Source organism: Avibacterium sp. 20-126, from assembly GCF_044358625.1.
Taxonomy (GTDB): domain Bacteria; phylum Pseudomonadota; class Gammaproteobacteria; order Enterobacterales; family Pasteurellaceae; genus Avibacterium.
In genome coordinates, this window is the sequence record NZ_CP091457.1 from 249295 (window position 1) to 276204 (window position 26910).

At 41.5% G+C, this 26910-nt stretch carries 26 protein-coding genes; 12 read left to right on the top strand and 14 right to left on the bottom strand.

The window, feature by feature from the left end:
- Nucleotides 1-87 precede the first annotated feature (87 nt).
- Together L4F91_RS01200 and L4F91_RS01205 are read left to right on the top strand one after the other, a co-directional pair.
- Nucleotides 88-624, top strand: a complete 537-nt coding sequence (locus L4F91_RS01200; RefSeq protein WP_395896805.1) for an NADPH-dependent FMN reductase — start codon at nucleotides 88-90, stop codon at nucleotides 622-624.
- A 29-nt stretch (nucleotides 625-653) separates the two neighbouring features.
- Nucleotides 654-1553 carry a pirin family protein gene (locus L4F91_RS01205; protein ID WP_265762349.1) on the top strand — a complete coding sequence of 300 codons (900 nt, stop codon included), beginning with the start codon at nucleotides 654-656 and terminating at the stop codon, nucleotides 1551-1553.
- 99 nt (nucleotides 1554-1652) lie between these two features.
- Here the strand turns inward: L4F91_RS01205 and dusA are convergent, their stop codons facing one another.
- From dusA to L4F91_RS01230, 5 genes are all read right to left on the bottom strand, one after another.
- A complete protein-coding gene (gene dusA, locus L4F91_RS01210; protein ID WP_265762348.1) occupies nucleotides 1653-2651 on the bottom strand; it encodes a tRNA dihydrouridine(20/20a) synthase DusA in 999 nt (332 codons plus the stop codon).
- On the bottom strand, nucleotides 2651-4057 hold the full coding sequence (locus L4F91_RS01215) for a chloride channel protein (RefSeq protein WP_250364004.1): 1407 nt from the start codon (nucleotides 4055-4057) through the stop codon (nucleotides 2651-2653). The genes dusA and L4F91_RS01215 overlap by 1 nt, the downstream gene beginning before the upstream one ends.
- A 141-nt stretch (nucleotides 4058-4198) precedes the next feature.
- Nucleotides 4199-4915: a purine-nucleoside phosphorylase gene (deoD, locus tag L4F91_RS01220; protein WP_250351019.1), complete on the bottom strand. Its 717-nt coding sequence runs from the start codon at nucleotides 4913-4915 to the stop codon at nucleotides 4199-4201.
- Between the two features lie 21 nt (nucleotides 4916-4936).
- Complete coding sequence (gene deoB, locus L4F91_RS01225; protein ID WP_395896808.1) at nucleotides 4937-6175, bottom strand: phosphopentomutase; 1239 nt, start codon at nucleotides 6173-6175, stop codon at nucleotides 4937-4939.
- 208 nt (nucleotides 6176-6383) lie between these two features.
- Nucleotides 6384-7646, bottom strand: a complete 1263-nt coding sequence (locus tag L4F91_RS01230) for a NupC/NupG family nucleoside CNT transporter (protein WP_250364006.1) — start codon at nucleotides 7644-7646, stop codon at nucleotides 6384-6386.
- Nucleotides 7647-7887: 241 nt separating this feature from the next.
- Between L4F91_RS01230 and L4F91_RS01235 the strand changes: the two genes are divergently transcribed.
- The 7 genes from L4F91_RS01235 to rplS all read left to right on the top strand — a co-directional run bounded on the left by L4F91_RS01235 (nucleotide 7888) and on the right by rplS (nucleotide 12636).
- Complete coding sequence (locus tag L4F91_RS01235) at nucleotides 7888-8538, top strand: YitT family protein (protein WP_395896810.1); 651 nt, start codon at nucleotides 7888-7890, stop codon at nucleotides 8536-8538.
- An 82-nt stretch (nucleotides 8539-8620) separates the two neighbouring features.
- Nucleotides 8621-9394 (top strand): glycosyltransferase family 2 protein, encoded by a 774-nt coding sequence (locus tag L4F91_RS01240; protein ID WP_395896812.1) that lies wholly within the window; start codon nucleotides 8621-8623, stop codon nucleotides 9392-9394.
- Nucleotides 9395-9404: 10 nt separating this feature from the next.
- Nucleotides 9405-10433 (top strand): glycosyltransferase family 4 protein, encoded by a 1029-nt coding sequence (locus L4F91_RS01245; protein ID WP_395896814.1) that lies wholly within the window; start codon nucleotides 9405-9407, stop codon nucleotides 10431-10433.
- Between the two features lie 156 nt (nucleotides 10434-10589).
- Complete coding sequence (gene rpsP, locus L4F91_RS01250) at nucleotides 10590-10838, top strand: 30S ribosomal protein S16 (RefSeq protein WP_395896816.1); 249 nt, start codon at nucleotides 10590-10592, stop codon at nucleotides 10836-10838.
- Between the two features lie 32 nt (nucleotides 10839-10870).
- On the top strand, nucleotides 10871-11398 hold the full coding sequence (rimM, locus tag L4F91_RS01255) for a ribosome maturation factor RimM (protein WP_250351012.1): 528 nt from the start codon (nucleotides 10871-10873) through the stop codon (nucleotides 11396-11398).
- A gap of 62 nt (nucleotides 11399-11460) precedes the next feature.
- Complete coding sequence (trmD, locus tag L4F91_RS01260; protein ID WP_395896818.1) at nucleotides 11461-12213, top strand: tRNA (guanosine(37)-N1)-methyltransferase TrmD; 753 nt, start codon at nucleotides 11461-11463, stop codon at nucleotides 12211-12213.
- Nucleotides 12214-12285: 72 nt separating this feature from the next.
- The gene (rplS, locus tag L4F91_RS01265) at nucleotides 12286-12636 is read left to right on the top strand and encodes a 50S ribosomal protein L19 (RefSeq protein ID WP_250351010.1); all 351 of its coding nucleotides are present in this window, start codon (nucleotides 12286-12288) and stop codon (nucleotides 12634-12636) included.
- 65 nt (nucleotides 12637-12701) lie between these two features.
- Here rplS and L4F91_RS01270 read toward each other — a convergent pair whose 3' ends face one another.
- Nucleotides 12702-13535, bottom strand: coding sequence for a MurR/RpiR family transcriptional regulator (locus L4F91_RS01270; RefSeq protein WP_250351009.1), 834 nt, complete (start codon nucleotides 13533-13535; stop codon nucleotides 12702-12704).
- A gap of 250 nt (nucleotides 13536-13785) precedes the next feature.
- Between L4F91_RS01270 and iolC the strand changes: the two genes are divergently transcribed.
- The 3 genes from iolC (at nucleotide 13786) to rsmB (ending at nucleotide 18275) form a co-directional block, all read left to right on the top strand.
- Nucleotides 13786-15699: a 5-dehydro-2-deoxygluconokinase gene (gene iolC / locus L4F91_RS01275; protein ID WP_395896821.1), complete on the top strand. Its 1914-nt coding sequence runs from the start codon at nucleotides 13786-13788 to the stop codon at nucleotides 15697-15699.
- A 246-nt stretch (nucleotides 15700-15945) separates the two neighbouring features.
- The gene (gene fmt, locus L4F91_RS01280) at nucleotides 15946-16905 is read left to right on the top strand and encodes a methionyl-tRNA formyltransferase (RefSeq protein ID WP_395896823.1); all 960 of its coding nucleotides are present in this window, start codon (nucleotides 15946-15948) and stop codon (nucleotides 16903-16905) included.
- 26 nt (nucleotides 16906-16931) lie between these two features.
- Entirely contained in the window at nucleotides 16932-18275 is a 1344-nt protein-coding gene (gene rsmB, locus L4F91_RS01285; RefSeq protein WP_395897785.1) for a 16S rRNA (cytosine(967)-C(5))-methyltransferase RsmB, read from the top strand.
- 152 nt (nucleotides 18276-18427) lie between these two features.
- Here rsmB and L4F91_RS01290 read toward each other — a convergent pair whose 3' ends face one another.
- From L4F91_RS01290 to rapA, 8 genes are all read right to left on the bottom strand, one after another.
- Nucleotides 18428-19177 carry an amino acid ABC transporter ATP-binding protein gene (locus tag L4F91_RS01290; RefSeq protein WP_250363641.1) on the bottom strand — a complete coding sequence of 250 codons (750 nt, stop codon included), beginning with the start codon at nucleotides 19175-19177 and terminating at the stop codon, nucleotides 18428-18430.
- Nucleotides 19178-19186: 9 nt separating this feature from the next.
- The gene (locus L4F91_RS01295; RefSeq protein ID WP_268738993.1) at nucleotides 19187-19870 is read right to left on the bottom strand and encodes an amino acid ABC transporter permease; all 684 of its coding nucleotides are present in this window, start codon (nucleotides 19868-19870) and stop codon (nucleotides 19187-19189) included.
- Between the two features lie 22 nt (nucleotides 19871-19892).
- Nucleotides 19893-20675 carry an amino acid ABC transporter substrate-binding protein gene (locus L4F91_RS01300; protein ID WP_250351004.1) on the bottom strand — a complete coding sequence of 261 codons (783 nt, stop codon included), beginning with the start codon at nucleotides 20673-20675 and terminating at the stop codon, nucleotides 19893-19895.
- Between the two features lie 185 nt (nucleotides 20676-20860).
- On the bottom strand, nucleotides 20861-22228 hold the full coding sequence (hemN, locus tag L4F91_RS01305) for an oxygen-independent coproporphyrinogen III oxidase (RefSeq protein WP_395896825.1): 1368 nt from the start codon (nucleotides 22226-22228) through the stop codon (nucleotides 20861-20863).
- A 10-nt stretch (nucleotides 22229-22238) separates the two neighbouring features.
- The gene (locus L4F91_RS01310) at nucleotides 22239-22673 is read right to left on the bottom strand and encodes a DUF2489 domain-containing protein (RefSeq protein ID WP_250351002.1); all 435 of its coding nucleotides are present in this window, start codon (nucleotides 22671-22673) and stop codon (nucleotides 22239-22241) included.
- A gap of 3 nt (nucleotides 22674-22676) precedes the next feature.
- The gene (gene yihI / locus L4F91_RS01315) at nucleotides 22677-23243 is read right to left on the bottom strand and encodes a Der GTPase-activating protein YihI (protein ID WP_395896828.1); all 567 of its coding nucleotides are present in this window, start codon (nucleotides 23241-23243) and stop codon (nucleotides 22677-22679) included.
- A gap of 88 nt (nucleotides 23244-23331) precedes the next feature.
- Nucleotides 23332-23991, bottom strand: coding sequence for a bifunctional tRNA pseudouridine(32) synthase/23S rRNA pseudouridine(746) synthase RluA (rluA, locus tag L4F91_RS01320; RefSeq protein WP_250351000.1), 660 nt, complete (start codon nucleotides 23989-23991; stop codon nucleotides 23332-23334).
- Nucleotides 23991-26885: an RNA polymerase-associated protein RapA gene (gene rapA, locus L4F91_RS01325; protein WP_395896830.1), complete on the bottom strand. Its 2895-nt coding sequence runs from the start codon at nucleotides 26883-26885 to the stop codon at nucleotides 23991-23993. The genes rluA and rapA overlap by 1 nt, the downstream gene beginning before the upstream one ends.
- Nucleotides 26886-26910 lie beyond the last annotated feature (25 nt).

Below are 26910 nucleotides of genomic sequence, written 5' to 3' on the forward strand. Positions count from 1 at the left end.
GATCATTTCTAAAATGCCGATTGTTTTGGAGGAGGGGGGAGATTTATAATTGGCGAAAATTTCCCCTAATGTATTGAGGTTATAATAATGAACATTTCGCTGATTATTGGCAGTTTAAGCAAACAATCTATTAATCGAAGTATTGCAAATTATATCGTTGCTCAGTTTCCAGCTGAGGTAAAGGTGCAGGAAGTACGCATTGATGATTTGCCTCTTTACACACAAGATCGCGATAAGGAAAGCGTGGCAGAATATGATCGCGTGCGTGAGCAAATTAAAATGGCTGATGCAGTACTCATTGTTAGCCCTGAACATAATCGCGCAATACCTGCAGCCACGAAAAATATCATTGATATTGCTTCTCGTCCTTATGGACAAAATTTATGGCAAGGTAAGAAAGTGGCTATTGTTACTGCCTCACCGAGCGCTTATGGCGGGATTAATGCGGGTCTGCAAATTCGTCAAAGTTTACAAAGTATTGGTGCGAATGTGCTGATTTCTCCAGAAGTTTTTCTTAGCCGTGCGACGCAAGCGCTTAATGAACAAGGGGAAGTAGCAGATGAACGCACCGCGGGTTTTTTAAGTAAGTTTGCACAAACTTTTATTCAATGGGCAAAAGCATAAGGTAATAAACTAAAACATAAGGAACAAAAATGAGCGTAGATAAATTAAATGCAATAACCAAAGATGTCGGTGGCATTCCTGTGGCGCGTTTGTTACCACAAGCGGGTAAGCGTACCATTGGGGCGTGGTGTTTTCTTGATCACGCAGGGCCATCAGAATTTACCGATAATAATGCGGGCTTGCAAGTCGGTGCGCATCCACACACCAATTTACAGACGTTTACGTGGATGCTTGAAGGGGAAGTTTGGCATCAAGATAGCCTTGGTTATCGTCAATTAATTAAGCCCAAACAAGTGAATTTAATGACTGCTGGCACTGGTAGCCAGCGTGGCATTAGCCATACGGAACAAACCCCTGAAGGCGTGCATCAACTTCACGCGGTACAGCTTTGGATTGCGCTTCCAATGGATCAAGAGATTGAGCCAAATTTTCAACATTATCCTCAATTGCCTGAATGGCAGGAAAATGGCGTAAATTACATTTTGACCACCGGTAGCTATCAAGGCAGAACCGCACCAACACAGCAATATAGCCCATTAGTTGGCGTAGATATTCAATTTCAACAGTCCCAAACAGTGCGTATAGAACAGCAACCAAACTTTGAATATGGCGTTCTGGTACTGAAAGGCAACGTGGAGATTGAAGGGCAAATTTACCAACAAGATCAACTGGTTAGTTTAACGGATTGCCAAACCCACGAATTTAACATCAAAGGGGAGGCGGGCAGCCATATTATGTTACTCGGGGGAGAACCGCTCGCACATAAAACCTTAGTGTGGTGGAATTTTGTCGCAGATAGTCAAGCGGCTTTGCGTCAAGCTGTGGAGGATTGGAATAATGGGCATTCGCGTTTTGGACATATCGATCTGGAAGGTACGCGCTTACGCCGCTTAATTGCGCCTGAAATGCCTGCCAAATTAGTGGAATAAACGAACGTTACGCTTAAGCCCTTTGTAAAAAGGGCTTTCTTTTACAATAAAAAGTTGCGAAAAAAGCACCGCACTTTTCTATTTTAGTTTCTCCCACAATTAGGCTTCCACAAAAGCTAAAGCCTGTTCCACGATTTCAATGCCTGCCCCTGTTTTATGGGCGTTTTCGCTGAGATGTCTGCGCCATTGACGAGCGCCTTTGCAATGTTGGAATGCGCCAAGCATATGGCGGGTGATGTGATTAAGATGAACGCCTTGCGCAAGTTGTTGTTCGATATAGGGGAACATTTTTTCCACTGCCTCTTTTGGATGAATAATGGGGCATTGCGGATCAAACAAGGCGTGGTCAATATAGCCTAATAAACTCGGGTTTTGATAAGCTTCACGCCCAACCATTACGCCATCCACATAACGCAGATGTTGTTGCATTTCTTCAATGGTTTTAATCCCGCCGTTAATGCTGATTAAAAGTTGTGGAAAATCCCGTTTTAGCTGATAAACACGCTCATAATCAAGGGGCGGAATTTCACGATTTTCCTTCGGGCTTAATCCATTGAGCCACGCTTTGCGTGCGTGGACGATCAATTCTTGACAGCCTGCTTGCATCACTTTCTGCACGAAATCACAGAGAAATTCATAGCTATCAAGATCATCAATGCCAATACGGGTTTTTACCGTGACAGGAATATCCACCACAGACTGCATACGCTGCACACAATCTGCGACTAAATCTGCTTTCGCCATCAGGCAAGCACCAAACATTCCGTTTTGCACGCGATCAGACGGGCAGCCCACGTTTAAATTAATTTCTTGATAACCACGCTCAGCGGCAAGTTTTGCACAATGTTGTAATTGTTCGGGATCACTCCCGCCAAGTTGAAGTGCCACAGGGTTTTCTGCCAGATCAAATTCCAAATGATCGTACTTGGCGTGAATAATTGCACCTGTGGTGATCATTTCCGTATAAAGCAATGCGTGCTGACTGAATTGGCGATGGAAATAACGGCAATGGCGCGTTGTCCAATCAAGCATTGGGGCAACAGAAAATCGCCCACGATAAAAGTGCGGTGTGTTTTTTGTTGATTTTTGTTGGGTCATTATTTGTTTTCTTCTTGTACGGATTTTGGCTGTTCTTGTTGCTTTAACTCAGCTTGTTTTGCCTGCTCTTGAATACGCTGGCGGAAACGCCCTGCGGCAAAATGATAGAACGGTTTCGCATTAAACTGGCGTGAAATGATAGAAGCGATAAGACTACAAATCAAGAGCCAAAATAGCACGGGTTCACTGGATGTCATTTCCATTACTACCACGCTTGCTGTAACAGGGGATTGTGTTGCTCCAGCTAAGAACGCCGCCATACATAATAAAACCAGTAAACGTTGATCTACAATGCCTCCTGTAAGCGACCAGATTTGTGCGCCAATGCCCGCTCCCGTGGTTAATGATGGGGTGAAAATCCCCCCAGCCGTGCCTGTCCAATAAGTTGCAACGGTGGCGAATAGTTTACTTATGCCTACTTCGCTCCCCATTTCGACACCACTCAATGCTTGAGTAACCACTTCATAGCCTGTGCCATAAGTTTGTCCGTGGGTGAATGTGCCAAGCCCCGCAAGGATTAAGCCTAAAATAAAGGCGGTATAAATAGGGTGACGGCGAATCCACCCGCGAATTTTAGCTGGTGCAGTGCCAGCCACCCCTTTAGCTAATAAGCGAGCAAAAATACCGCCTAAAATGCCACTTACTATGCCACATAATGCAACCCATAAGAACATATAAGGCACGGAAGTTTCACCTTGATAATTCGGAAAATAGGGGTTATTGCCCTCAATGGCGACCAAAATAAACCCTGCGGTGAGTACCCCAAGTAGCACACGGCGTTCCCAACGGAGCAAAATGCCACGCCCTAATTCTTCAATCGCAAAAATCACCCCAGCCAGAGGGGCATTAAATGCTGCTGCCAGTCCACCTGCTGCACCCGTTGCCATTAATTCATTGGCATTTAAGCCTTTAAATGCCAAACCGTGGCGACGACACACGTTGCCCCACGCATACATTACCGCTGCGCCCACTTGTACAGAAGGCCCTTCGCGCCCCACTGATGCACCAAATAACATCGCTAAAAAGGTGAGCGGGATTTTCCACAGCGTTTGTCCAAAGGCAATGAGCTTACTTTTATTGGCGCTATACGGCATATCAATTGAAGCGATCACTTGTGGAATGCCACTGCCCGAAACATAAGGGGTGTATTTAGCGGTAAACCACGCCAAAAAAGCCAGTCCTAAAGGCAGCACAATCCATACTGCATAAGGATATTTGGCACTCCAGTGGGCATTCCAATGTAAGGCTAAATCGGCAAATTTGGCAAAGCCAAGGGAGAATAAGGATACCAACGCTGCACCGATTAACAGACAGGAAAATTCAATGGTTTTACGCGAAATGCGATAGCTTTGGCGTAATTTTCGATGAATAAAATGACGAATTTTTTGAGTAAATCGCATTAACATTTTAGCTAGCAGAGATGAAAATGAATTGAGGGAAATTATAGCAATATTTTCTTATGCAAAATATACCAAGGATCAATAAGATGAAAAATTGCTAAAAAAACACCGCACTTAGTTTCTCGTGCGGTGTGATTTCATTCGGAATTAAGCCTGATCACCAAGCAATACACTTTCTAACGCAATTTCAATCATTTCATTGAAAGTCAGTTGGCGTTCTTCCGCGCTCGTTTGCTCGTGGGTACGGATATGGTCTGATACCGTACAAATGGTTAGGGCTTTTGCGCCAAATTCTGCCGCAACACCGTAGATGCCCGCTGCTTCCATTTCTACGCCTAAAATGCCGTATTTTTCCATCACATCAAACATTTCAACATCAGGGGTATAGAAAAGATCAGCCGAATAAAGGTTACCCACACGCACGTTGATACCTTTATTTTTTGCTGCTTGTACGGCAGCTTGGGTCATTTCAAAGTCGGCAATGGCAGCAAAGTCATTATCTTTAAAACGAATACGATTGACTTTTGAATCGGTACAAGCACCTAATCCAATAATCACATCGCGTAGTTTCACATCAGCGCGTACTGCACCGCACGACCCGACGCGGATAATTTTTTTCACACCATAATCGGTAATTAATTCTTTGGCGTAAATGGAACAAGAGGGAATTCCCATTCCGTGTCCCATTACCGAAATTTTTCGCCCTTTGTAAGTGCCTGTGTAGCCTAACATATTACGCACATTGGTAACTTCTTTGGCATCTTCCAAGAAGGTTTCCGCAATGTATTTGGCACGCAATGGATCGCCGGGCATTAATACTACATCAGCAAAAGCACCTGCTGGGGCGTTGATATGTGGAGTCATAATAAAGTCCTCTTCTATTGATTAATCTTGGTTGTTGAAATTAAGGATTGATTTACCGTAATCCATTGGTGATAAGCCAAAATAGTCGGCAATAGTTTGCCCTACATCAGCAAAGGTTTCACGTTTGCCTAAAAAGGCTTTTGGTACTTGTGATCCGTAAAGCAACACTGGAATATGCTCACGAGTATGATCCGTGCCGTGCCAAGTTGGATCGCAACCGTGGTCGGCAGTGAAAATAAGCAAATCACCTTCATTCATTAAGGCTAATAGTTCTGGGATACGGCTGTCGAAATATTCTAATGCAGCGGCATAACCTGCGACATCACGGCGGTGGCCAAAATCAGAATCAAAGTTTACAAAGTTAGTGAAAACAATGGCATTTTCGCCCGCTCTTTTGACTTCTACAAGGGTTTTATCAAATAATTCTGCCAAGCCTGTGGCTTTGACTTTTTCGGTAATACCTGTATGAGCGTAAATATCAGCAATTTTGCCGATAGAAATCACATCCCCTTGTTTTTCTTCGACTAATTTTTGTAATACGGTTTTCGCGGGTGGCTCAATGGCATAGTCTTTACGGTTACCAGTACGAGAAAATTCGCCAGCTTTATTGCCAACAAACGGGCGAGCAATGACACGCCCAATGTTGTAATCGGCTAATTCTTCACGCACAATTTCGCATAATTCGTACAGCTTGTCTAAGCCGTAGGTTTCTTCGTGGCAGGCAATTTGGAAGACGGAATCTGCCGAGGTGTAGAAAATAGGTTTACCTGTTTTCATATGTTCTTCGCCCAGTTGATCTAAAATCACGGTACCGGATGAATGGCAGTTGCCAAGGTAACCTTCTAAGCCCGCACGTTCGACAATACGATCTAATAAAACCTGTGGAAAGCTGTTTTCGTGATCGGGAAAGTAGCCCCAATCGAATAATACTGGCACACCTGCGATTTCCCAATGCCCTGACGGGGTGTCTTTACCTGATGAAATTTCTTTCGCATAAGCATACCCACCAATCAGCGCGGGGCTTGGATTAAAACCGGCTGGCAATTCGCCGCAAGATTCTTTGGCGGCTAAGCCTAAGCCCAGTTTTTCAAAATTAGGCAAATGAAGTGAACCTTTGCGCCCGTTTTTGTCTTCCAGCCCTTCGGCGCAGCGTTGTGCAATATGACCTAAGGTATTTGCGCCTTTATCGCCAAATTTTTCCGCATCTTCACTTGAACCGATACCGAAAGAGTCTAACATCATTATAAATACGCGTTTCATTTTAAGCTCCTTAATCATTGAACTCTGTGTTTGGGCGACAGAATGTTTGCTTTATTTGGAAGCGGAAAATGCTCATTGCTTCCTTATTGGAGAGATCCTAATCCCCTTGTAACATAATGATAGCAAACGTTTTCTTTGCCTTAATATGACAACACCACGAACAATGTCGTGGCGTTATCGAAAAAATGTGATGAAATTTTACCGCACTTTACAGCGCCGCACCACTTAAACCGATAAATAAACCGGCTATGGTTGCACTCATCAGATTAGCTAATGAACCTGCAATTACCGCTTTAATACCAAGACGTGCAATATCACCACGGCGACTTGGTGCCATTCCGCCTAAGCCTCCAATTAAGATCGCGATAGAACTGAAATTTGCAAAACCACAAAGGGCGAAGGTAATAATTGCTTTTGTTTTATCGCTTAATTGTACCGCTGCATCCGCTGCAAGGTAAGGGGCAAATTCTAAGTAGCCAACAAATTCGTTCACCGCTAATTTAATCCCGATCATTTGACCTGCAATGCCCGCTTCGTTCCAAGGTACACCGATCACCCAAGCTAATGGGCGGAAAATCCAACCTAAAATTAAGCCAAGAGAAAGTTCTGGCATACCGAACCATTCGCCAATGCCACCTAATAAGCCATTTACTAAGGCAATTAATGCAACGAATGCAATTAACATCGCGCCGACATTCATTGCTAATTGCATACCAGATGACGCCCCTGCTGCGGCAGCATCAAGGATATTTGATGGTTGTTCTAAATCAACTTTTTCAATGTCATCATTGAATTTTTCTGTTTGAGGCACGATTAATTTTGCAAACAATAAGCCAGCAGGTGCCGCCATAAAGGATGCAGCGATTAAGTATGGCAATGGTACGCCTAAGCCGGCATAACCAGCTAATACTGAACCTGCGATAGACGCCAATCCACCACACATCACGGCAAATAATTCTGATTCAGTCATTTTACTGATATAGGGTTTGACGACGAGAGGCGCTTCCGTTTGTCCAACAAAGATGTTTGCGGCAGCAGACATTGATTCCGCTTTGGAAGTGCCTAATGCTTTTTGTAAGCCACCACCAATAATTTTAATAATCCACTGCATTACGCCAATGTAATAAAGTAAGGAAATCAACGCAGAGAAGAACACAATAATCGGTAACACACGAATAGCAAAAATAAATCCGTCATTACCAAAAGCTTTAAATGACGCATCAGTTGCTAAACCACCGAAGACAAATTTAACCCCTTCATTCCCGTAATTTATCACTTTGCTTACGCCATTGGATAAGGCAAGCAAAATATCACGTCCAACTGGCACATAAAGAATAAATGCACCAATCAGAATTTGAATTAACAACGCCCCACCGACTGTGCGCAAACTAATTGCACGGCGATTACTTGATAACAGAACGGCAATAGCAAGAAGTACAACAATGCCCAGCACACTTATTAAGCTACTCATATTAGAATTTCCTTAAATGTAAAATTGAGATAAAAACGCAAACGCATTTTACTGTTTTTTGTAACGAAATGCTTGCAAAAATGTACAAAAATGTGAAGGCAAGCGATTGCTTTGCGGTAAAAATGCACAATTTCTTAAACGTTTTAGCTATATGTTATAGAGATTAAGCAGTTGGGATTTAGGTAAATTTCCTTTATCATCATATCTCAAAGTGCGGTGCAAATTTACGATCAATTTATCTATGAAAAATCAATTTAACGTGCTTCCTCACACACCTTGGACAGCAAAAAAACATTGGTCAATTGAGTATCATTCCCTAGTAATGTTGATTATTTCTTTAACTATTTTAGGTATGGGGGAAGGCTTACTTTTACTGGCAAATTTAGGTTCAGCCCCTTGGACTGTGCTTTCGCAAGGGGTGGCATTACAAGCGGGCTTTAATGTTGGTTGGGCCTCACTTATTATCAGTGCCATTGTTATGCTGATGTGGTTTCCACTTAAACTTCGTGCAGGTTTAGGAACGGTGTTAAATACCTTATTGGTTGCCTTGTCTTTAGGTATCACGGTGGACTTTATTTCCGTTCCTCACTCTATGCTACTTCGCTTTACTTATGCCTTACTAGGTATTCTCTTATTTGGCGTAGCTTCCGCATTTTATCTCACTTGTCATCAAGGGGCAGGCCCTCGTGATGGGCTAATGGTTGGCTTATGTCAGCGATGGCATTGCAAAGTAGGCATAGTCAGAACCCTAATAGAGATTACTGTTTGTGCTATCGGCTTTTGTCTTGGGGGAACGGTGGGAATTGGAACGTTACTCTTTGCATTTAGTATCGGCTGGATTGTGCAATTAACATTAAATACCATTGGTTATTGTCTTAGGTTAAAAAAATAGTGCGGTACTTTTTTGAATACTTTTTCTTTTGTGAGAAGATCTATTACACTTAGCAAAAAAGTAATTGAATAAGGATGAAATTATGCCAACAATCAGCGTTGCAATGATTATAAAAAATGAACAGCAAGATCTTGCACAATGTTTAGAAAGCGTGAAAGATTGGGTGGATGAGATTGTCATTTTAGACTCAGGTAGCACCGATAAGAGCAAGGAAATCGCGCTGCAATATGGGGCTAAATTCTATGAGAATCGCGATTGGCAAGGCTTCGGCAAACAACGCCAACTGGCACAGCAATACGTAACCTCTGATTATGTGTTATGGTTAGATGCTGATGAGCGTGTTACAGATGAGCTGAAACAACAAATTCAGCAAGCTGTGGAGAAAAATTTGCCTAATGTGGTGTACGATATTCCACGTATCAGCGAAGTTTTCGGGCGTTTAATTCGTCATTCAGGCTGGTATCCCGATTATGTTGTGCGATTGTATCAAACCCAGTATGCTGGTTATAACGATGCCTTGGTTCACGAAAAAGTGATCTACCCAGAAAATACGACAGTGCAAAAACTAACGGGAAATTTGCTTCATTATCCTTATAAAAATTTACATCATTATCTGGTTAAATCAGCCAATTATGCCAGCGCGTGGGCAGAACAACGGGCAAAACAAGGGAAAAAAGCCACATTATTTCAAGGTATTACCCACGCAATCGGGTGTTTTGTCAAAATGTATTTCGTAAAAGCCGGTTTTTTAGACGGCAAACAGGGATTTTTATTGGCAGTGCTTTCGGCATTTTCTGTTTTTTCCAAATATGCTCAACTATGGTCAAAAAATATCTCTTCCCTAAATAATGATTAAAGGTGATTATATGAATAATGTTAAACCGGCGATTTTATTTATTAATATGGCAAAAGGCTTTGGCGGCGGGGAATTCCAAACCGAGCAATTAATGTTAATGTTGCCTGACTACCAAGTTTACTTTTTTGGAAAAAAGAAGGGTAAATTTATCCAGAAATTAAGAGCACACAAAAATATTACTATTTTGAATTTTTTTCAGCTTATTAAACTTGTACTTAGTAAAAAAGCACTGATTATTCATGCTCAAGATGGTAGAGGTGCGCACATTGCAGGTTTTCTTAAATTGATTTCAGGTAAGCCTGTTGTAATAACAAGACATGTTGCATTTCCATTTAAACATAAATCGTCCACAAGATCTTATAAAAATGCTGATGTTTTAGTCGGTGTTAGCGAACAAGTCAGCCATAACTTAAAAGCGTTGAACAATAATGTTAAAACAATTTATGGCTGTATAAAGCCTTTATTAGAGAATAATGAATTTGAGCAAACGTTTTTTTCAGAAAAAAAAGGGAAATTATCTATCACTCATATTGGTAATTTACAAAAAGTGAAAAATTTTGAATTAACGATTGAGCTAGCAAAAAGTTTGCCTGAAATATTATTTTATATCGTTGGTTCAGGTGAATTAGAACAAGCCTTAAAAGAACAAGCAAAAGATTCAAATAACATTATTTTTATCCCTTTTACACCTTATATTGGTTCTGTATTTAAGCATATCAATTTGCAAATTATTCCTTCTCATTCTGAAGGTTTGGGGGCAGTAATATTAGAAGGGTACCAATATGGCGTTCCTGCACTAGCAAATTCTGTTGGTGGCATACCTGATATCATTGCAAATAACAAGACAGGCTATTTAATCAAACATAATACAATAGAATCTTATCAGTACGTTTTAACAGAATTACTTAATGCTCCAGAAAAACTTATTGAGCTAAAAGAGAATATCAAGATGTATATGCAACATAATGATTTTTCAGCACAAAATATGGCAAGGCAGTATGTTGAAATTTATCGCGTTCTCTTAAAAGAGAAATCCTAGTCATTGCCGGCTATACAACAGCGAATATTTGTTGCCTTTTTAGCGAGAAAGAGTATAATCCACAGGCTTTTTGTCTATATATACAGAGAAAAAAGTAAGCATTCCCACTCCTTCGATGTGGGTTTTCTTTTTGTTTATTAAAATTAGAGGAAGGTTATGGTAACCATTCGTTTATCTCGTGGCGGAGCTAAAAAACGCCCATTTTATCAAATTGTTGTCGCTGACAGCCGTTGCCCTCGTGATGGTCGTTTTATTGAGCGTGTTGGCTTTTTTAACCCATTAGCAGCAGGTAAAGCTGAACGTTTACGCGTTAATTTAGAGCGTGTAAATGCTTGGGTTGAAAAAGGGGCGACATTATCTGATCGCGTTAGCTCTTTAGTAAAAGAAGCGCAAAAAGCTGCTTAATTGCAGATTTTTCAGATTAATAGGTGAATAAAATGACACAACAAAGAATCGAAGTAGTTGGGAAATTAGGTTCAACATACGGAATTCGTGGTTGGTTACGTATTTATTCATCAACAGAACAAGCTGAAAGCATTTTTGATTATCAGCCTTGGTTTTTAAAAATTAAAGGTCAATGGCAAGCAACAGAATTAGAGAGCTGGAAACATCATAATCACGAGCTTATTGTTAAATTAAAAGGTATCAATGATCGTGAAATGGCGCAAACCCTTGCAAATATTGAAATTGGTGTTGATTTAAGTGTATTCCCTCAGTTAGAAGAAGGGGATTATTATTGGCACGATTTAATTGGCTGTGATGTTGTAAATTTACAAGGTTACAAAATGGGTAAAGTGGCAGAAATGATGGAAACTGGTTCAAATGATGTCTTAGTTGTGCGAGCAAATAGCAAAGATGCTTTTGGTAAACAAGAACGGTTAATTCCGTTTTTGTATGGACAAGTAGTTAAAAGAGTAGATCTCACTACCAAGACTATTGATGTGGAGTGGGACGCTGGTTTCTAAACTCAGGCATACAGTGAGCTTTAGGTTGTAGCATTTCGAGCCTACAAATTAGGAAAATAACAATGTGGATTGGTCTTGTATCATTGTTCCCCGAAATGTTTAAAGCGATTACTGAGTATGGGGTAACAGGGCGAGCCGTAAAACAGAATCTCTTGCAAGTACAGTGTTGGAATCCACGGGATTTTACCACTGATAAACATCAAACCGTTGATGACCGCCCTTACGGCGGTGGGCCTGGAATGTTGATGATGGTGCAACCATTACGAGATGCAATCCACGCCGCTAAAACGGCCGCAGGAGAAGGGGTAAAGGTAATTTATCTTTCACCACAAGGTCGCAAGCTCGATCAAAATGGTGTAACAGAATTGGCAAAAAATCAAAAATTGATTTTAGTCTGTGGTCGTTACGAAGGCATTGATGAACGAGTGATTGAAACGGAGATTGACGAAGAATGGTCAATCGGTGATTACGTTTTAACGGGTGGTGAATTACCCGCAATGACATTAATTGATGCCGTTGCACGCTTTATTCCCGGTGTATTAGGCAAACAAGCCTCCGCACAAGAAGATTCTTTTGCGGAAGGATTGCTTGACTGTCCCCACTATACTCGCCCAGAGGTACTCGATGGAATGTCAGTACCTGCGGTGTTGATGTCAGGTAACCACGCAGAAATTCGCAAATGGCGATTAAAACAATCGTTATTACGAACGTGGTTAAGACGCCCTGAGCTATTGGAAAGCCTAGCTCTGACTGACGAACAACGAAAATTGCTGGCGCAAGTAAAACTTGAACAGCAAGCAAATAAAGTTGATTAGTTGATCGCGAAATGGCTTTGTCCAGTTTCGTGAAATCATCAGTTAATACTAGGATCTTAGAAGGATTACACAATGAGTAACATCATTAAACAAATTGAACAAGAACAATTAAAACAAAACGTACCTAGCTTCCGTCCGGGTGATACTTTAGAAGTTAAAGTATGGGTTGTTGAAGGTAGCAAACGTCGTCTGCAAGCATTCGAAGGCGTGGTTATTGCAATTCGTAACCGTGGCTTGCACAGCGCATTCACTTTACGTAAAGTGTCTAACGGTGTAGGTGTTGAGCGTGTATTCCAAACTCACTCACCTGTTGTAGAAAGCATCGCCGTTAAACGTAAAGGTGCGGTTCGTAAAGCGAAACTTTACTACTTACGTGAGCGTTCAGGTAAATCTGCACGTATTAAAGAGCGTCTTGGCGATTAATTTTCCAAGCAGAAATAAGAAAGGCTTGAGAGGCATTCTCAAGCCTTTTTGTTTATTATTTGTTTTTAAAGAGGTAATTCTTTTTTCAATGCCAGTGTAATTGCTAAGGTTTGCACTAAAGTCATTGTTGCACATTGTGAGCGAAAGCCACGCACTTGGGCTTCTTTAATGACAAAAGAGACATCACTAAAAGCGATCAGAGGACTAATTTGGCTATCCGTGATTGCGATCTGCTTTACGCCTTTATTTGCTGTGGTATGCATAATATCTACGGTTTCTTTCGCGTAAGGAGAGAAACTGATTGCAATGACAACATCACCCTCTTTAACTAAATTCAGTTGTTCATCAAACATTCCCCCTAAGCCATTAATTAAAAATGAACGGCAATCTAAGTGATGTAGGGCATAATCGAAATAGCTTGCTATGCTAAAGGAGCGTTTTAAGCCAATAATGAAAATATTATTCGCATTGTTTAGAATTTCCACTGCGCGTTGTATTTCTTGTTCAGAAGTTTGGTTAGCTAGTTGCTGTAAAGCTTGATGATTTGCTTGAGTAAAAATATTTAAAATATCCACCCCACTTTCCCGATTGGCCTGTTCTGGTTCAAGCTGACGAAAAAGTTGTAAGCGCTCAGTGTAATTTGCTGTTTCTTCCATTAGGTTTTCACGGAAGATTTGTTTCATTTCATTAAACCCGCTGAATCCAAAAGCATTAGCAAAGCGAATTAGAGTGGAAGGCGGTACATTGGCTCGTTCAGAAATGGTGGCTACTGTATCAAATACCACACTATTACTATTATCTAGCACATATTGTGCCACTTGCTTTAAGCGCTTACTTAAGTTGTCATAACGCGCACGGATTTCATTTTGTAATTGGACTAATTGAGAGTTATTTTGCATTCTACTTTCCTAACGAAATAAACATTTTATAACTTAATTAATGATAGCAAACATTTCATCTGAACAGAAAATGTTCTTTGATAAATTTTAAGGTTTCGTTGCAGTTTTATCATAAATAGAGAAAATCTTTGTGATCTACTTCTCAAATATTAATTTCATAAAATGACATTTTTGAAATATATGTTTTAATTTGACTATAATTTTATGAGTTAAGCATTTTGTGATTTCATCATCACTAAGGAAAAGCACAATGAAAACGACTGAAAAAACCTTAGATCTTATTTGTCTTGGACGTGTGGCAGTAGATTTGTATGCTCAACAAATTGGCTGTCGTTTGGAAGACGTTACTTCTTTTGCGAAATATTTAGGCGGATCGTCAGGAAATGTTGCTTATGGTACAGCGGTACAAGGTATTAAATCCTCAATGCTGGCTCGTGTAGGTGATGAACATATGGGACGTTTCTTACGTGAAGAATTACAACGAGTTGGGGTGGATACGAGCCATCTTATTACCGACAAAGCGCGCTTAACTGCCTTAGTCATTTTAGGTATCAAAGATCAAGATACTTTCCCACTTATTTTTTATCGCGATAATTGTGCGGATATGGCAATTGATGCGAAGGATTTTGATGAAGCTTATATTGCTTCAGCGAAAGCGCTTGCGATTACAGGAACACATTTATCGCATCCTAACACCCGCCAAGCAGTATTGACTGCCTTAGAGTATGCTGGACGTAACGGCACAAAACGCTTGCTTGATATTGATTATCGTCCTGTTTTGTGGGGATTAACCTCTCTTGGTGATGGTGAAACTCGCTTTATTGATTCTGAAGCCGTGACTAAATCCCTGCAAGAAGTGTTACACCATTTTGACGTGTTAGTTGGCACCGAAGAAGAATTCCATATTGCCGGTGGCTCAACAGATACACTGACTGCATTAAAAAATGTGCGTAAGGTGAGTGATGCTACTCTTGTATGTAAACGTGGTGCATTAGGTTGCTCCGTGTTTGAAGGTGATATTCCTAATGATTTAGATGGGGGGATTAATGTTTACGGGGTTCGGGTTGAGGTATTGAATGTTTTAGGTGCAGGTGATGCCTTTATGTCAGGCTTATTACGTGGTTATATCAATGGAGAAAGCTGGGAGCAATGCTGCCGTTATGCTAATGCTTGCGGTGCATTAGTGGTTTCACGTCATGGTTGTGCGCCAGCAATGCCAACTAAAACAGAACTTGATGATTATCTTGCTCGAGCAGAAAGCGTGCCACGTCCTGACCTAGATTTACAACTAAATCATTTACATCGTGTCACCTCACGTAAAAAACAATGGAATGATCTCTGCATTTTTGCTTTTGATCATCGCAAACAACTTGTTGATATGGCACAAAAGTGTGGGGCTAATTTAGATAAAATTCCTGTGCTAAAAAAACTTCTCGTGCAAGCTGCTGAACAAACAGCTCAACAAGAAGGTATTTCCAACGGATATGCAGGTGTCCTCGCAGACACAACCTTTGGGCAAGCTGCACTCAATGAAATCACAGGGAAAGGCTGGTGGATAGGGCGACCAATTGAATTACCCTCTTCTCGCCCGCTACGTTTAGAGTACGGTGATCTCGGTAGCCAACTAATCAATTGGCCAGCAGAACACGTTGTTAAATGTCTTGTTTTCTATCATCCCGCAGATAATGCAGATTTACGCATAGAGCAAGACGAAATGCTCAAACAAGTTTATCAAACTTGTTGCCGTACAGGGCATGAGTTGTTGTTAGAAATTATTTTGCCTGTAGATATGGAACAAAACGAACATTATTATGCAGAAATGATTAAGCACTTCTATGCCATTGGCATTAAGCCAGATTGGTGGAAATTACCCGGTGTATCCTCACTGGCTTGGCAAGAGATCAGCAATACCATTGAACAAAGTGATCCTTATTGCCGTGGTATTCTTATTTTAGGATTGGATGCACCAGAAGAAACATTTGGACAGGTCTTTAAAGCCTCTGCTAATACACCATTAGTCAAAGGTTTTGCTGTGGGACGTACGATTTTTGGTCAGCCATCTTACCAATGGCTATCAGGAGAGCTTTCGGATGCGCAATTGGTTGAAGCTGTATCTGAACGTTATAGACGATTAATTCGATTATGGAAAAATCGTAAAAATTAACGACACTAGGTTTGCTTTCATAAACATTGTGAGCAAGTCAAACGGCTTGCTCATTTGTTTTAGACATTGGCTAAGTGCGGTTGTTTTTTACAAATTTTTCAGCGTACTTTATTTTTATTTTCTTTAATAGACCTTTCTTTCAGCATTTTTTTCACCCCAAGTTAAAAATACATTATACTTAACGCTAAGAATTACCTTGCATCTATAACTATTTGCATAATGACTAGCATAACGAAGAGAAATGCGATGACAAAACCTTTAAATATCATTTTTGCAGGTACGCCAGAATTTGCGGCACAACATTTGGCGGCCTTGTTGAATTCAGAACATAATGTAATTGCGGTTTACACCCAGCCAGATAAGCCTGCAGGACGTGGTAAGAAACTACAAGCCAGTGCGGTGAAACAGTTAGCGGAGCAGCATCAGATTCCCGTTTATCAACCTAAATCCTTACGCAAAGAAGAGGCGCAACACGCGCTCGCTGCGTTAAATGCCGATGTGATGGTCGTGGTGGCGTATGGGTTAATTTTGCCAAAAGCGGTTTTGGACGCACCAAGATTAGGCTGTTTGAATGTACACGGTTCCATTTTACCTCGTTGGCGTGGCGCTGCACCCATTCAACGCGCCATTTGGGCAGGCGATGCTCAGACTGGGATCACCATTATGCAGATGAATGAAGGCTTAGATACGGGGGATATGCTGCATAAAGTGTATTGCGATATTAGCGCTGAAGAAACCTCTTTGAGCCTTTATCATAAGCTGGAAAAAATTGCCCCAAATGCGTTGCTTGAGGTATTAAATGGTTTAGAGGCGGGACAATTTCAGCCAGAAGTGCAAGATGATGCCTTGGCTAACTATGCCGATAAACTGTCTAAACAAGAGGCTAAATTAGATTGGCAATGTTCCGCAGTACAGCTTGAGCGTTGTATTCGAGCCTTTAATCCTTGGCCGATCAGTTATTTTGTTACGACCGATAGTGATGGCAATGAACAGACCTTAAAGGTCTATCAAGCAACGGTGTTACCTCATCAGAATCAACCAGCTGGTACGATTTTACAGGCAGATAAAAATGGTATTCAAATTGCCACAGTCGATGGCGTGTTAAATCTTACTCAGCTTCAACCAGCGGGTAAAAAGCCAATGTCGGCACAAGATTTACTTAATGGCAGAGCAGATTGGTTCCCCGTAGGTAAGGTATTAGCATAATGAAGCAAACAAAACCTCAAGCAAAAATGCCTAAAAAAAGTACCGCACTTGCTGCAAAATCCCTTTCTGTGCGTGCCGTGTCGGCACAATATCTTTTGCAAGTGTTAGATAAAGGACAATCGCTTTCTACCTTACTTGCGGAAAAAAATCCTGTGCTGAAAGAACAGGATCTTCCCTTATTACAAGAAATTTGCTTTGGTGTATGCCGTGTGTTGCCCCGTCTAACGCAAATTATTCAGCAATTAGTGGATAAGCCGTTGAAAGGCAAAACTCGCCTTGTGCATTGTTTATTGCTAGTGGGCTTGTATCAACTTTTATATTTACGCACTCCCGATCACGCGGTAGTCGATGAAATGGTAAAGGCAACGCAAAGCCTGAAATTAGACAGTTTCAAAGGCTTGGTGAATGGCGTGCTACGCCGTTTCTTACGCGAACAGGCGAATATTCTAGAGAAAGTAGATAAACATTGGCAAACCTTGCACCCAGAATGGTTGGTGAATAAGCTGAAAGAAGCCTATCCAAATTGGCGAGAAATTATCGAAGCGAATAATCAAAAACCGCCAATGTGGTTAAGAGTGAATGTGCAACATAGCAATGTTGATGATTATCTCGCTTTATTACAAAAAGCAGACATTGACGCAGTGGCGGGAGAGCATCCGCAGTCTATTCGTTTAATACAGGCAAAAAATGTGGCACAGTTACCACACTTTATGGAAGGTTGGCTCACCGTGCAAGATTTGCACGCTCAATGGTCAGCGCGATTACTTGCCCCACAAAATGAGGAAGTGATTTTAGATGCTTGCGCCGCACCGGGAGGAAAAACCACCCACATTTTAGAACTTGCCCCGCAAGCCAATGTGATCGCATTGGATGTAGAACGACATCGTTTACAACGGGTGGAAGAAAATTTAGCGCGAATGGGACAAAAAGCGTTAGTGATTTGCGGTGATGCAAGCCAGCCAGAACAGTGGCTCAGTCAGATTCAGCAGCAATTCGGAGAAAGCGCGGTGCAATTTGACCGAATTTTGCTTGATGCCCCTTGCTCTGCAACAGGGGTTATTCGCCGCCACCCTGATATAAAATGGTTACGTAAAGAAAGTGATATCGCCCCTTTGGTCGCCTTACAAAAAGCCATTTTAACTGCCTTATGGCAACGTTTGAAACCTAACGGTGTGTTGCTTTATGCCACTTGTTCATTATTGCCAGAGGAAAACAGCGCGCAAATTACTGACTTTTTACAACACCACCCTGAGGCGGAATTAATGCCATTGCCATTCCCTGAGCAAACACAAGCTGGTCATCAATTTTTTCCACAAGAAAATGGTGGTGATGGCTTTTATTACGCAAAATTAGTGAAAAAAGCGGATTAAATTTTACAACGTGGTTATGATACGAAAATAAAAAGTGCGGTGTTTTTTACGCCATTTTTTCTCCTCACAGCGCCGACTTTTAGCTGATAAAACGGTAAGAAAAAACCGATGATTTCTCATCGGTTTCGTTTTTTTATCACGCTTTATTGTTGTCATTCTGCCTTTAAACGATGTAAAAAGGCTTTTGTGCGTTCGTGTTTTGGATTGGCAAATAATGCTTGTGGCGAACCTTGTTCAACAATGACGCCACCGTCCATTACCACAACCACATCCGCCACATCTAGGGCAAATTTGATTTCGTGCGTTACCACGACCATTGTCCAACCTTCGTTAGCGAGTGCTTTCATTGTGTTTAGCACATCTTGTACTAACTCCGGATCGAGTGCGGAAGTGGGTTCATCAAAGAGCATTAATTCAGGTTGAATCGCCAGTGCGCGAGCAATCCCAACACGTTGTTGCTGACCGCCTGAAAGTTGGTAAGGATAAAGATCTTTTTTGTCTAATAATCCCACTTTTTCCAATAAGGTTTCAGCTTCTTGACGAACGATTTTGGGATCGCGTTTTTGCACTTGCACAGGGCCTTCCATAATGTTTTCCAAGGCGGTTTTGTGCGGGAATAGGTTATATTGTTGGAACACCATTCCTGATTTACGGCGCAAAGGTAAAATCTGCTTATTGATATTGTTACTTGCAAAATCGACGGTGAGTGGATTTTCTTGGGTAAATTCAATCGTGCCTTGCTCTGGTAATTCTAAGGCATTCAAACAACGTAAGAAAGTCGTTTTGCCTGAACCTGAAGGCCCTAGAATGACCACCACTTCGCCTTTGTGAATATCAAGATCAATCCCTTTTAGTACAGGATTATGACCAAAGGTTTTATGAATATTGCGTACTTTAATCATCGCCTTCCCCTATCTTGCCACATAGCGATCTAAACGTTTTTCTACCCGCGCTTGAATGATGAACAGCACAAAACAGAAACACCAATATACCAACCCAGCCTCAATATACACCGGTAAGAAATCGTAAGAGGAATTGGCGATTTGCTGTGCTACACGGAACATCTCTGTTACAGTAACAACTGAAGCAAGCGATGTATCTTTAAACAAGCCAATAAAACTGTTACTCAACGGCGGAACGGCAACACGAAACGCTTGCGGGGCAATAATTCGACGGAAAGTCTGCATATAGGTCATACCAATAGTATAGCCTGCTTCCCATTGTCCTTTCGGCACGGATTGAATCGCTGCACGCACGGTTTCTGAACCATAAGCGCCAACATTAAGGGAAAACCCAATAATTGCGGCAGGAATCGGATCGATAAACACCCCCAATGCAGGTAAGCCATAAAATACGACTGAAATTTGCACCAACATTGGCGTACCGCGAATAATTGAAATATACACTTTGGCAATGGCAAGTAGAATACGATGTAAACACCCATTAACCGGTGTTACTCGTAGCAATGCCACGCCAATTGCAATGATCATTCCCAAAAAGAAAGAAACGACAGCAAGCGGTATTGAAACCAATACCGCTGCTTTAACCATTGGGAGAAACCCATTTATCACCAGCTCAGCACGCGCATCGGTCATAAAGGGTAAGGAAGCTAAGAAATTATTTAACACTGATATCCTTTCCAAAGAATTGTTCACCTAATTTTTTCAATGTGCCGTCATTGCGTAACTCAACAATTGCGGCATTGATTTTATCTAAGGCATCATTATTGCCTTTATTAGCCACAAACCCGGCACCCACTTTATCTTCTGATTCCCAGAATGGTTTTAAACCTGAATTTGGATTTTTCTTTAAATAATCCAACAGGGCTAAGGAATCATTAAAGGTAACATCTGCGCGTTTTTGCTGAATTAATAATAGTCCTTGTGCCATACCATCAATAGGTACAATTTGCGCACCATATTTCACCGCTAGCTCACCATAGTTTGAGCTAAGTGTTTGTGCCGCTTTTAAGCCTTTTACATCTTCAACTTTTTGAAGACGATTTTCATCCTGACGCGCTAATAGCATTGCCCCAGACCAGCTATAAGGTTCTGATTTATCAAAGGTGGCCTGACGTTCTGGTGTGGTTAATGCTACTTGGTTTGCCACTAAATCAAAGCGTCCACCTTTTAGGCCTGCAAGCATTGCGTCCCATTGGGTTTCTTTAAATTCTACGGTTACTCCCAATTTTTCTGCCACGGCACGGGTAACTTCCACATCATAGCCGGTTAATTTTCCGCTCGCATCGTGATAAGTGAAAGGGGCGTAAGTGCCTTCTGTACCAACTGTAATTGTCCCTTTATTGTTGATACGTTCAATCAAACTTTCTGCTGCAACAGCTTGAGTTGCAGTTGTGATAGCGAAAAGTGCGGTAGAAAAAAAGGCTAATTTTTTCAACATAATAGTCTCCTTTGAGTAGATTTCGTTAAGTGCTAGGCATTGTAAAAGAAACAGCGTGATTTACAAATAACTTAAAGGAATATGTTATAAAAAAGTTAAATATACTGAATTTCTTTAACTCGCTTCGTACTTCTAAGCTCACAGTTTACCCGCTCAATGCAATCGCTTTGAGCGGATCATTGAGATTAAATAATTCGTGAGAACTGCTGACGTCTGGCTTGTTGTCGTGAATAGGTATCAAAACATAAGCAAATATTACGAATGAGCAAATGTCCCACTGGCGAAACCTGTAAGCCTTGATTGCCTATTTCAATGAGCCCATCTTCCGCCAGAGGGGCAAGCAATTCCAGATCTTCTGCAAAATGAGTTTTGAAATCAATGCCATATTGCTGTTCAAAAGGGGCATAATCCAGTTTGAAATTACAAATCAGTTGTTTGATCACATCACGGCGTAAGCAATCTTCTTGGCTCATAACAAAGCCTTTGTGAAGTGCGGTGCTTTTTTGTTCAATATCTGCGTAATAATGTTTTAGCTCTTTTTGGTTTTGTGCATAAGTATCACCCAGCAGGCTAATTGCAGAAACGCCAAGCCCAAGCAAATCACATTCTTCTTGTGTGGTGTAACCTTGGAAATTTCGGTGTAGCACGCCATTTTGTTGGGCAATCGCTAGCTCATCATCTGGTTTGGCAAAATGATCCATTCCAATAAAGCGATAACCCGCCTGACCTAAGGTTTCAATGGTCTTTTGCAAAATAGTGAGTTTGGTCTCTGGTGCAGGTAGTTGATCCTCTTTGATTTTTGCCTGCCCTGCAAAGCGACTTGGTAAGTGCGCATAGTTAAACACGCTCAAACGATCGGGATTCAGTTCGATCACTTTTTGCAAGGTAAACATAAAACTTTCAACGTTCTGCAATGGTAGGCCATAAATCAAATCTAGATTGGTGGACTGAAAGCCTAAAGCGCGTGCGCGTTCTAACAAAGCGTGAATAAAGTCTTCATCTTGTTCACGGTTTACTGCTTTTTGCACTGCTTTATTGAAATCCTGTACACCCATACTAATTCGGTTAAAACCGATTTTGCGTAAGTGATCAAGGGTTTCCAATTCAATTTTGCGTGGATCCATTTCGATACTAATTTCTGCGTTATCACAAATCTCGAAATGTTCTCGCAACATTGCCATTAAACGGCTGGATTGTTGCTCAGTGAGATAGGTTGGTGTGCCACCACCCCAATGGACTTGGGTAACCTTGCGGTTGCGAAAAAGTGCGGCACGATTTTTAATTTCTTTTTCTAAATAATCGAGATAAATATCCGCTTTGTGCTGATGACGCGTAATGATTTTGTTACAAGCACAGAAATAGCATAATTTATGGCAAAACGGGATATGCACATAAAGGGAAAGCGGACGATCTGGGTAACGCCCTGCTGCCGCTTGAAAATCCTGTTCATTATAATGTTCATTAAATTCTAGCGCCGTTGGGTAAGAGGTGTAACGTGGCCCAGAATAGTTATATTTTTGAATTAACGCGGAATCCCACATAGTTCCAGACATTAATTTCCCCCTAAATATTTTCAATATCAAGCAATAATTGATTTAATTCCAACAAAATTTTTGGCTCTAACTTTGCCTCAGCACTTTCACGTGTGAGATCTAAACGCATACGCTCGTTCTTTTTTAACGCTTTCCGTGCTTGATGCGTTGGCATTTCCTTCACCACCTCATAAAGTTCTGCCATAGCAGGGTAAGCGGTGATTTTTAGCCCCAAAGGATCGAGTAACATTTTTAGCCGAATCGCCCCTTCAGACAAATTGCAATCACCATTTTGCATTGCCCGAGCGATAATCTCAATACTCTCTTTGAGGCGTTTTACACGAGCCAAACGCGCATTCTCTAACTGCTGTTTTTGTTGCTTTAAGGCACGCAACAATTTCACCGCATAAGCGGTTAATCCCACAATAATCAAAAGCCCGAGGGCAACTAAAAGGTAAATCCACATAAATTATTTAAACTGATTAATATCAATGGTTTCAAAAGTGCGGTATAAATTTTCCGCATTTTCTTCATCGTCGCGGATGCCAAGTTGATCCATAAGCTGTGCAATGCGATCTAAACATTCATCCACAAAGGCCTGATCTTGACGGCTTAAGGTTTTACCTGCTTCAAGCTCATCTAATAAGTCATTCAAGCATTCATTATTTTCAAGCTGTTCAAGTTCCACCATTGGATCAAGGACTTTCTGTTTTTCTACCGCAACGGGCGGAATGGTCATCCCTTTTTCAGGTTTATTGACGAACTCTACCACGAGTGGAATTTTCTTGCGGCTGCCTACACGAGGATCTAACTTCACTTGTTGTTGCAAGGCGTTATTTTCTTCTTGGCGGCTATGGCGAGAACCCGCGGCTAAGCCTTTATGTTTTTTCTTTCTTTTTTCCTCACGCGCTTTGGCATCTAATTCATAACGTGTTAGTTTGCGTCCACGTCCAGTTGGGACGTTTTGTGTTGGTTTATCCGCCTTGCGTGTTGGCATAATATCCGTAATACGGCGTGTTTTCTTTTGACGGGACATAATTTATCTCAAATAAAAATGAATAAGGGAGAATTGTAGCATTAAATCACCAATTCTCCGCATTATTTCTGTGATTGGTCATAATCAATTAAAATGGCACTTCTGCGGTAAAATTCATTATTTCGCCTGTTAAAGGATGGCGAATTTGTAAAGATTGCGCGTGCAAGCATAAACGTGGCGACATTGCTTTCGCTTGTGGATGCGCATAAAACTTATCGCCTAAAATGGGATGACCAAGAGCGAGCATATGTAACCTTAATTGGTGCGAACGCCCTGTAATGGGGGTAAGTTGCACCCTTGTGCTGTTATTGGGTAAGCGTGCTAAAACCTCAAAATTTGTTACCGCACTTTTACCTAGCTCAAAACAAATCTTCTGTCTTGGACGATTTTCCCAATCGCAAATCAGTGGCAAATTCACCGTGCCACTTTCCTGCTGTAAATGTCCCCATACTAAGGCTTGGTAAGATTTCTTCGGCTCACGCTCACGAAACTGGCGTTTGAGTTCTTTGTCCGCAAGTTTACTCATCGCAAACAACAAAATCCCACTGGTTGCCATATCAAGACGATGCGCAGGCTCGCAGAAACCATATTTTTCTTTCACCCGCGACATTGCACTGTCGTAATATTGCGGTTGATTTCCCGGTACGGAAAGCAAACCGCTCGGCTTATTGAGCAATAAAATATGGTTATCGTGATAAATCACCTCTAACCAAGGTTCACGTGGGGGACGGTAGTCAATTAATGCCATTATTTACTCTTATTACTGATAATCACACGCAGGCTATCCAAGCGCCAAGTTGCTTTTTGCAAATACTGCACAATTTGCTCTCGCTCTGCGCTGAGTGCGTCAATTTCATTTTGGCGAATCGTTTTATTCACTTGCTTTAACGCTTGCAAACGGGTTAATTCGCTATCCAAACGTTGTGTGGCTTTCTGCTCAGCTTGCTGAATAAATTCCTCAGCTTGTTGAGCCATTTTCCGATCGCCTGCTTTCAATAATTGTTCAATATTGGCGCGCAACATTTTGATCACCTTGCTCGCCATTTGTTTTGCCATAGGTTTAAGTTGTTTTTGTAACAACTCAAAGCCCACTTTTTCCGCGAGATTATTTCCTTTACCATCAATTAATAAGCGTACTGGCGTTGGTGGCAAGAAACGTGTGAGCTGTAATCCTCTTGGTGCTTGTGCTTCCACAATATAGATAAGTTCCAACCACATCGATCCCACTGGCAATTCATTATTGATGAACAATGATACGGCAGTTTTACCAATCTCGCCATCAGTAATCAAATCTATGCCATTGCGAATCATCGGGTGATCCCACGTGAGAAATTCAACTTCTTCGCGTGCTACCGCTAAATGACGATCAAAGGTAACAGTTACCCCCTCTTCTTTTAAGCCCGGAAAATCTGGTACGAGCATTGTGCCTGTTGGATGAATGACAATGCTTTTTTCACCTAAATCTTCCTGTTCCACGCCAATAATATCGAACAAATTCAAGGTGAAATTAATTAATTCGCTTGATCCATCTTGCGCGCCAATGGCATCTGCCAAGGCTTGGGCTTGTTCGCCCCCATTAGAGTTGATTTCCAATAGGCGATCGCGTCCTTGATCAAGCTGGGCTTTCAGTACATCACGTTCAAGGCGAGTTTGTGCAACAAATTCCTCAAAGTCCGCATTTTGTTCATTATGCTGTAAAAACGCTTGTAATTTTACACCGCACTTTTCAAATAACGTTGCCCCCATCGGACAGGTTTCTTCAAACGCATTTAACCCTTGATGATACCATTTCGCCAGTAGAACCTGCGGGCTATCGGCAAAACAAGGCGCATAAATCTCAATATCTTGAGTTTGTCCGATACGATCTAAGCGTCCAATGCATTGTTCCAACAAATCAGGATTATCCGGCAAATTAAACAGCACGAGATGATGAGCAAACTGGAAATTTCGCCCTTCTGATCCAATGCTGGAAGTCAGCAACACTTGCGCTCCTTCTTCCTGCTGAGCAAAATAGGCGGCAGCTTTATCCCGTTCCACAATCGACATATTTTGATGAAATACCGCACTGCGAATTGCCTCTTTTTCGCGTAATGCTTTTTCTAACTGAATAGCTGTATTGGCTTGATGACAAATCACCAACACTTTTTCTTCACGATAAGATTGTAAAAAATCAATCAACCATTCCACACGAGGATCAAAATCCCACCACGCGGCATCTGGATTCATTTTTTGGAAGATCTGCTCGGGATAAAATAAATCACTGGTTTTTACCTCACCTAGCATTTTCAACACACCAATCGCATTACGATATTGTTTTGGCATTGGCAAAGTGATTTCGTGATAATGACGCAATGGAAAGCCTTTCACCCCTTGACGCGTATTACGAAATAACACACGGCTTGTACCGTGGCGATCGAGTAAATTTTCTATCAGCGTTTGGCGTGCTTGTCCTTTTTTCTCGCAATGTTGAAGATCTGCCAATAATGGGTCTATGTCCTGATCGGAAAGCAATTCGGCTAAATGTTTTTCTTCTTGCGTGCTTAATGGCTGTTCACTCAGTAATCCTTTCACCGCTTCAGCCACCGGTTGATAACGCTGCTGTTCTTGCACAAAGGCGTCATAATCATAAAAGCGATCAGAATCGAGCAGTTTTAAGCGTGCAAAATGACTTGCTTGCCCTAGCTGTTCAGGCGTTGCGGTCAGCAATAACACGGCTGGAATATGGTTTGCCAGCTGTTCCACCATTTGATATGCCAAACTAGGAGCGTGTTCCGACCATTCAAGATGATGAGCTTCATCCACAATAAGCAAATCAAATTCTGCCTTCACAAGCTGCTCAGCACGTTTGGGCTTTTGAATGAGCCAATCTAGCGCACAAATAATCAAGGATTCTGTTTTAAACGGATTGGTTGCCACACCACCGTCAAGCCCATCAAAATCCGCACAACGTTCTTCATCAAAAAGTGAAAAATGTAAGTTAAAACGGCGTAGCATTTCTACTAGCCATTGATGTTGTAAGGTTTCTGGCACAATGATAAGTACTCTTTCTGCTCTTTCCGCAAAAAGTTGCTGTTGTAAAATCATTCCTGCTTCAATGGTTTTCCCTAACCCCACTTCATCAGCAAGTAATACGCGTGGTGCAATACGTTGCCCGACTTCTTGCGCAATATGAAGTTGATGTGGAATTAATCCACCACGAATCCCTCGCAAACCACGCAATGGCGATTGATATTGTGCTTGACGTTGTTGCAAGGCACGATAACGCAACACAAAATGCGAAACACGATCAATCTGCCCAGCAAATAAACGTTCTTGAGGCTTGCTAAAGGTAATTTGCGCACTGAGATCGGCTTCTTGCAATAGCGTTTCTTGCCCGTCTTCTTTTTGTACCAAATAAAATGCCAGTCCATTATGATCTAACACTTCAAGTACTTTTCCCTGCCAACCCTCTTTATGGCGAATTTCATCGCCTACGTTAAAAACCACCCGTACTAATGGGGCATTATCTAAGGCATAAATGCGAATTTCTTCGGCGGCAGGAAAATTGACCGTTACGGTACGATGATTAACTTCTGCAACCACACCCAAGCCCAGATCATTTTCACTTTCACTAATCCAACGCTGACCAACTACAAAGGACATAAAATTTTCTCTTATTATTACTCTT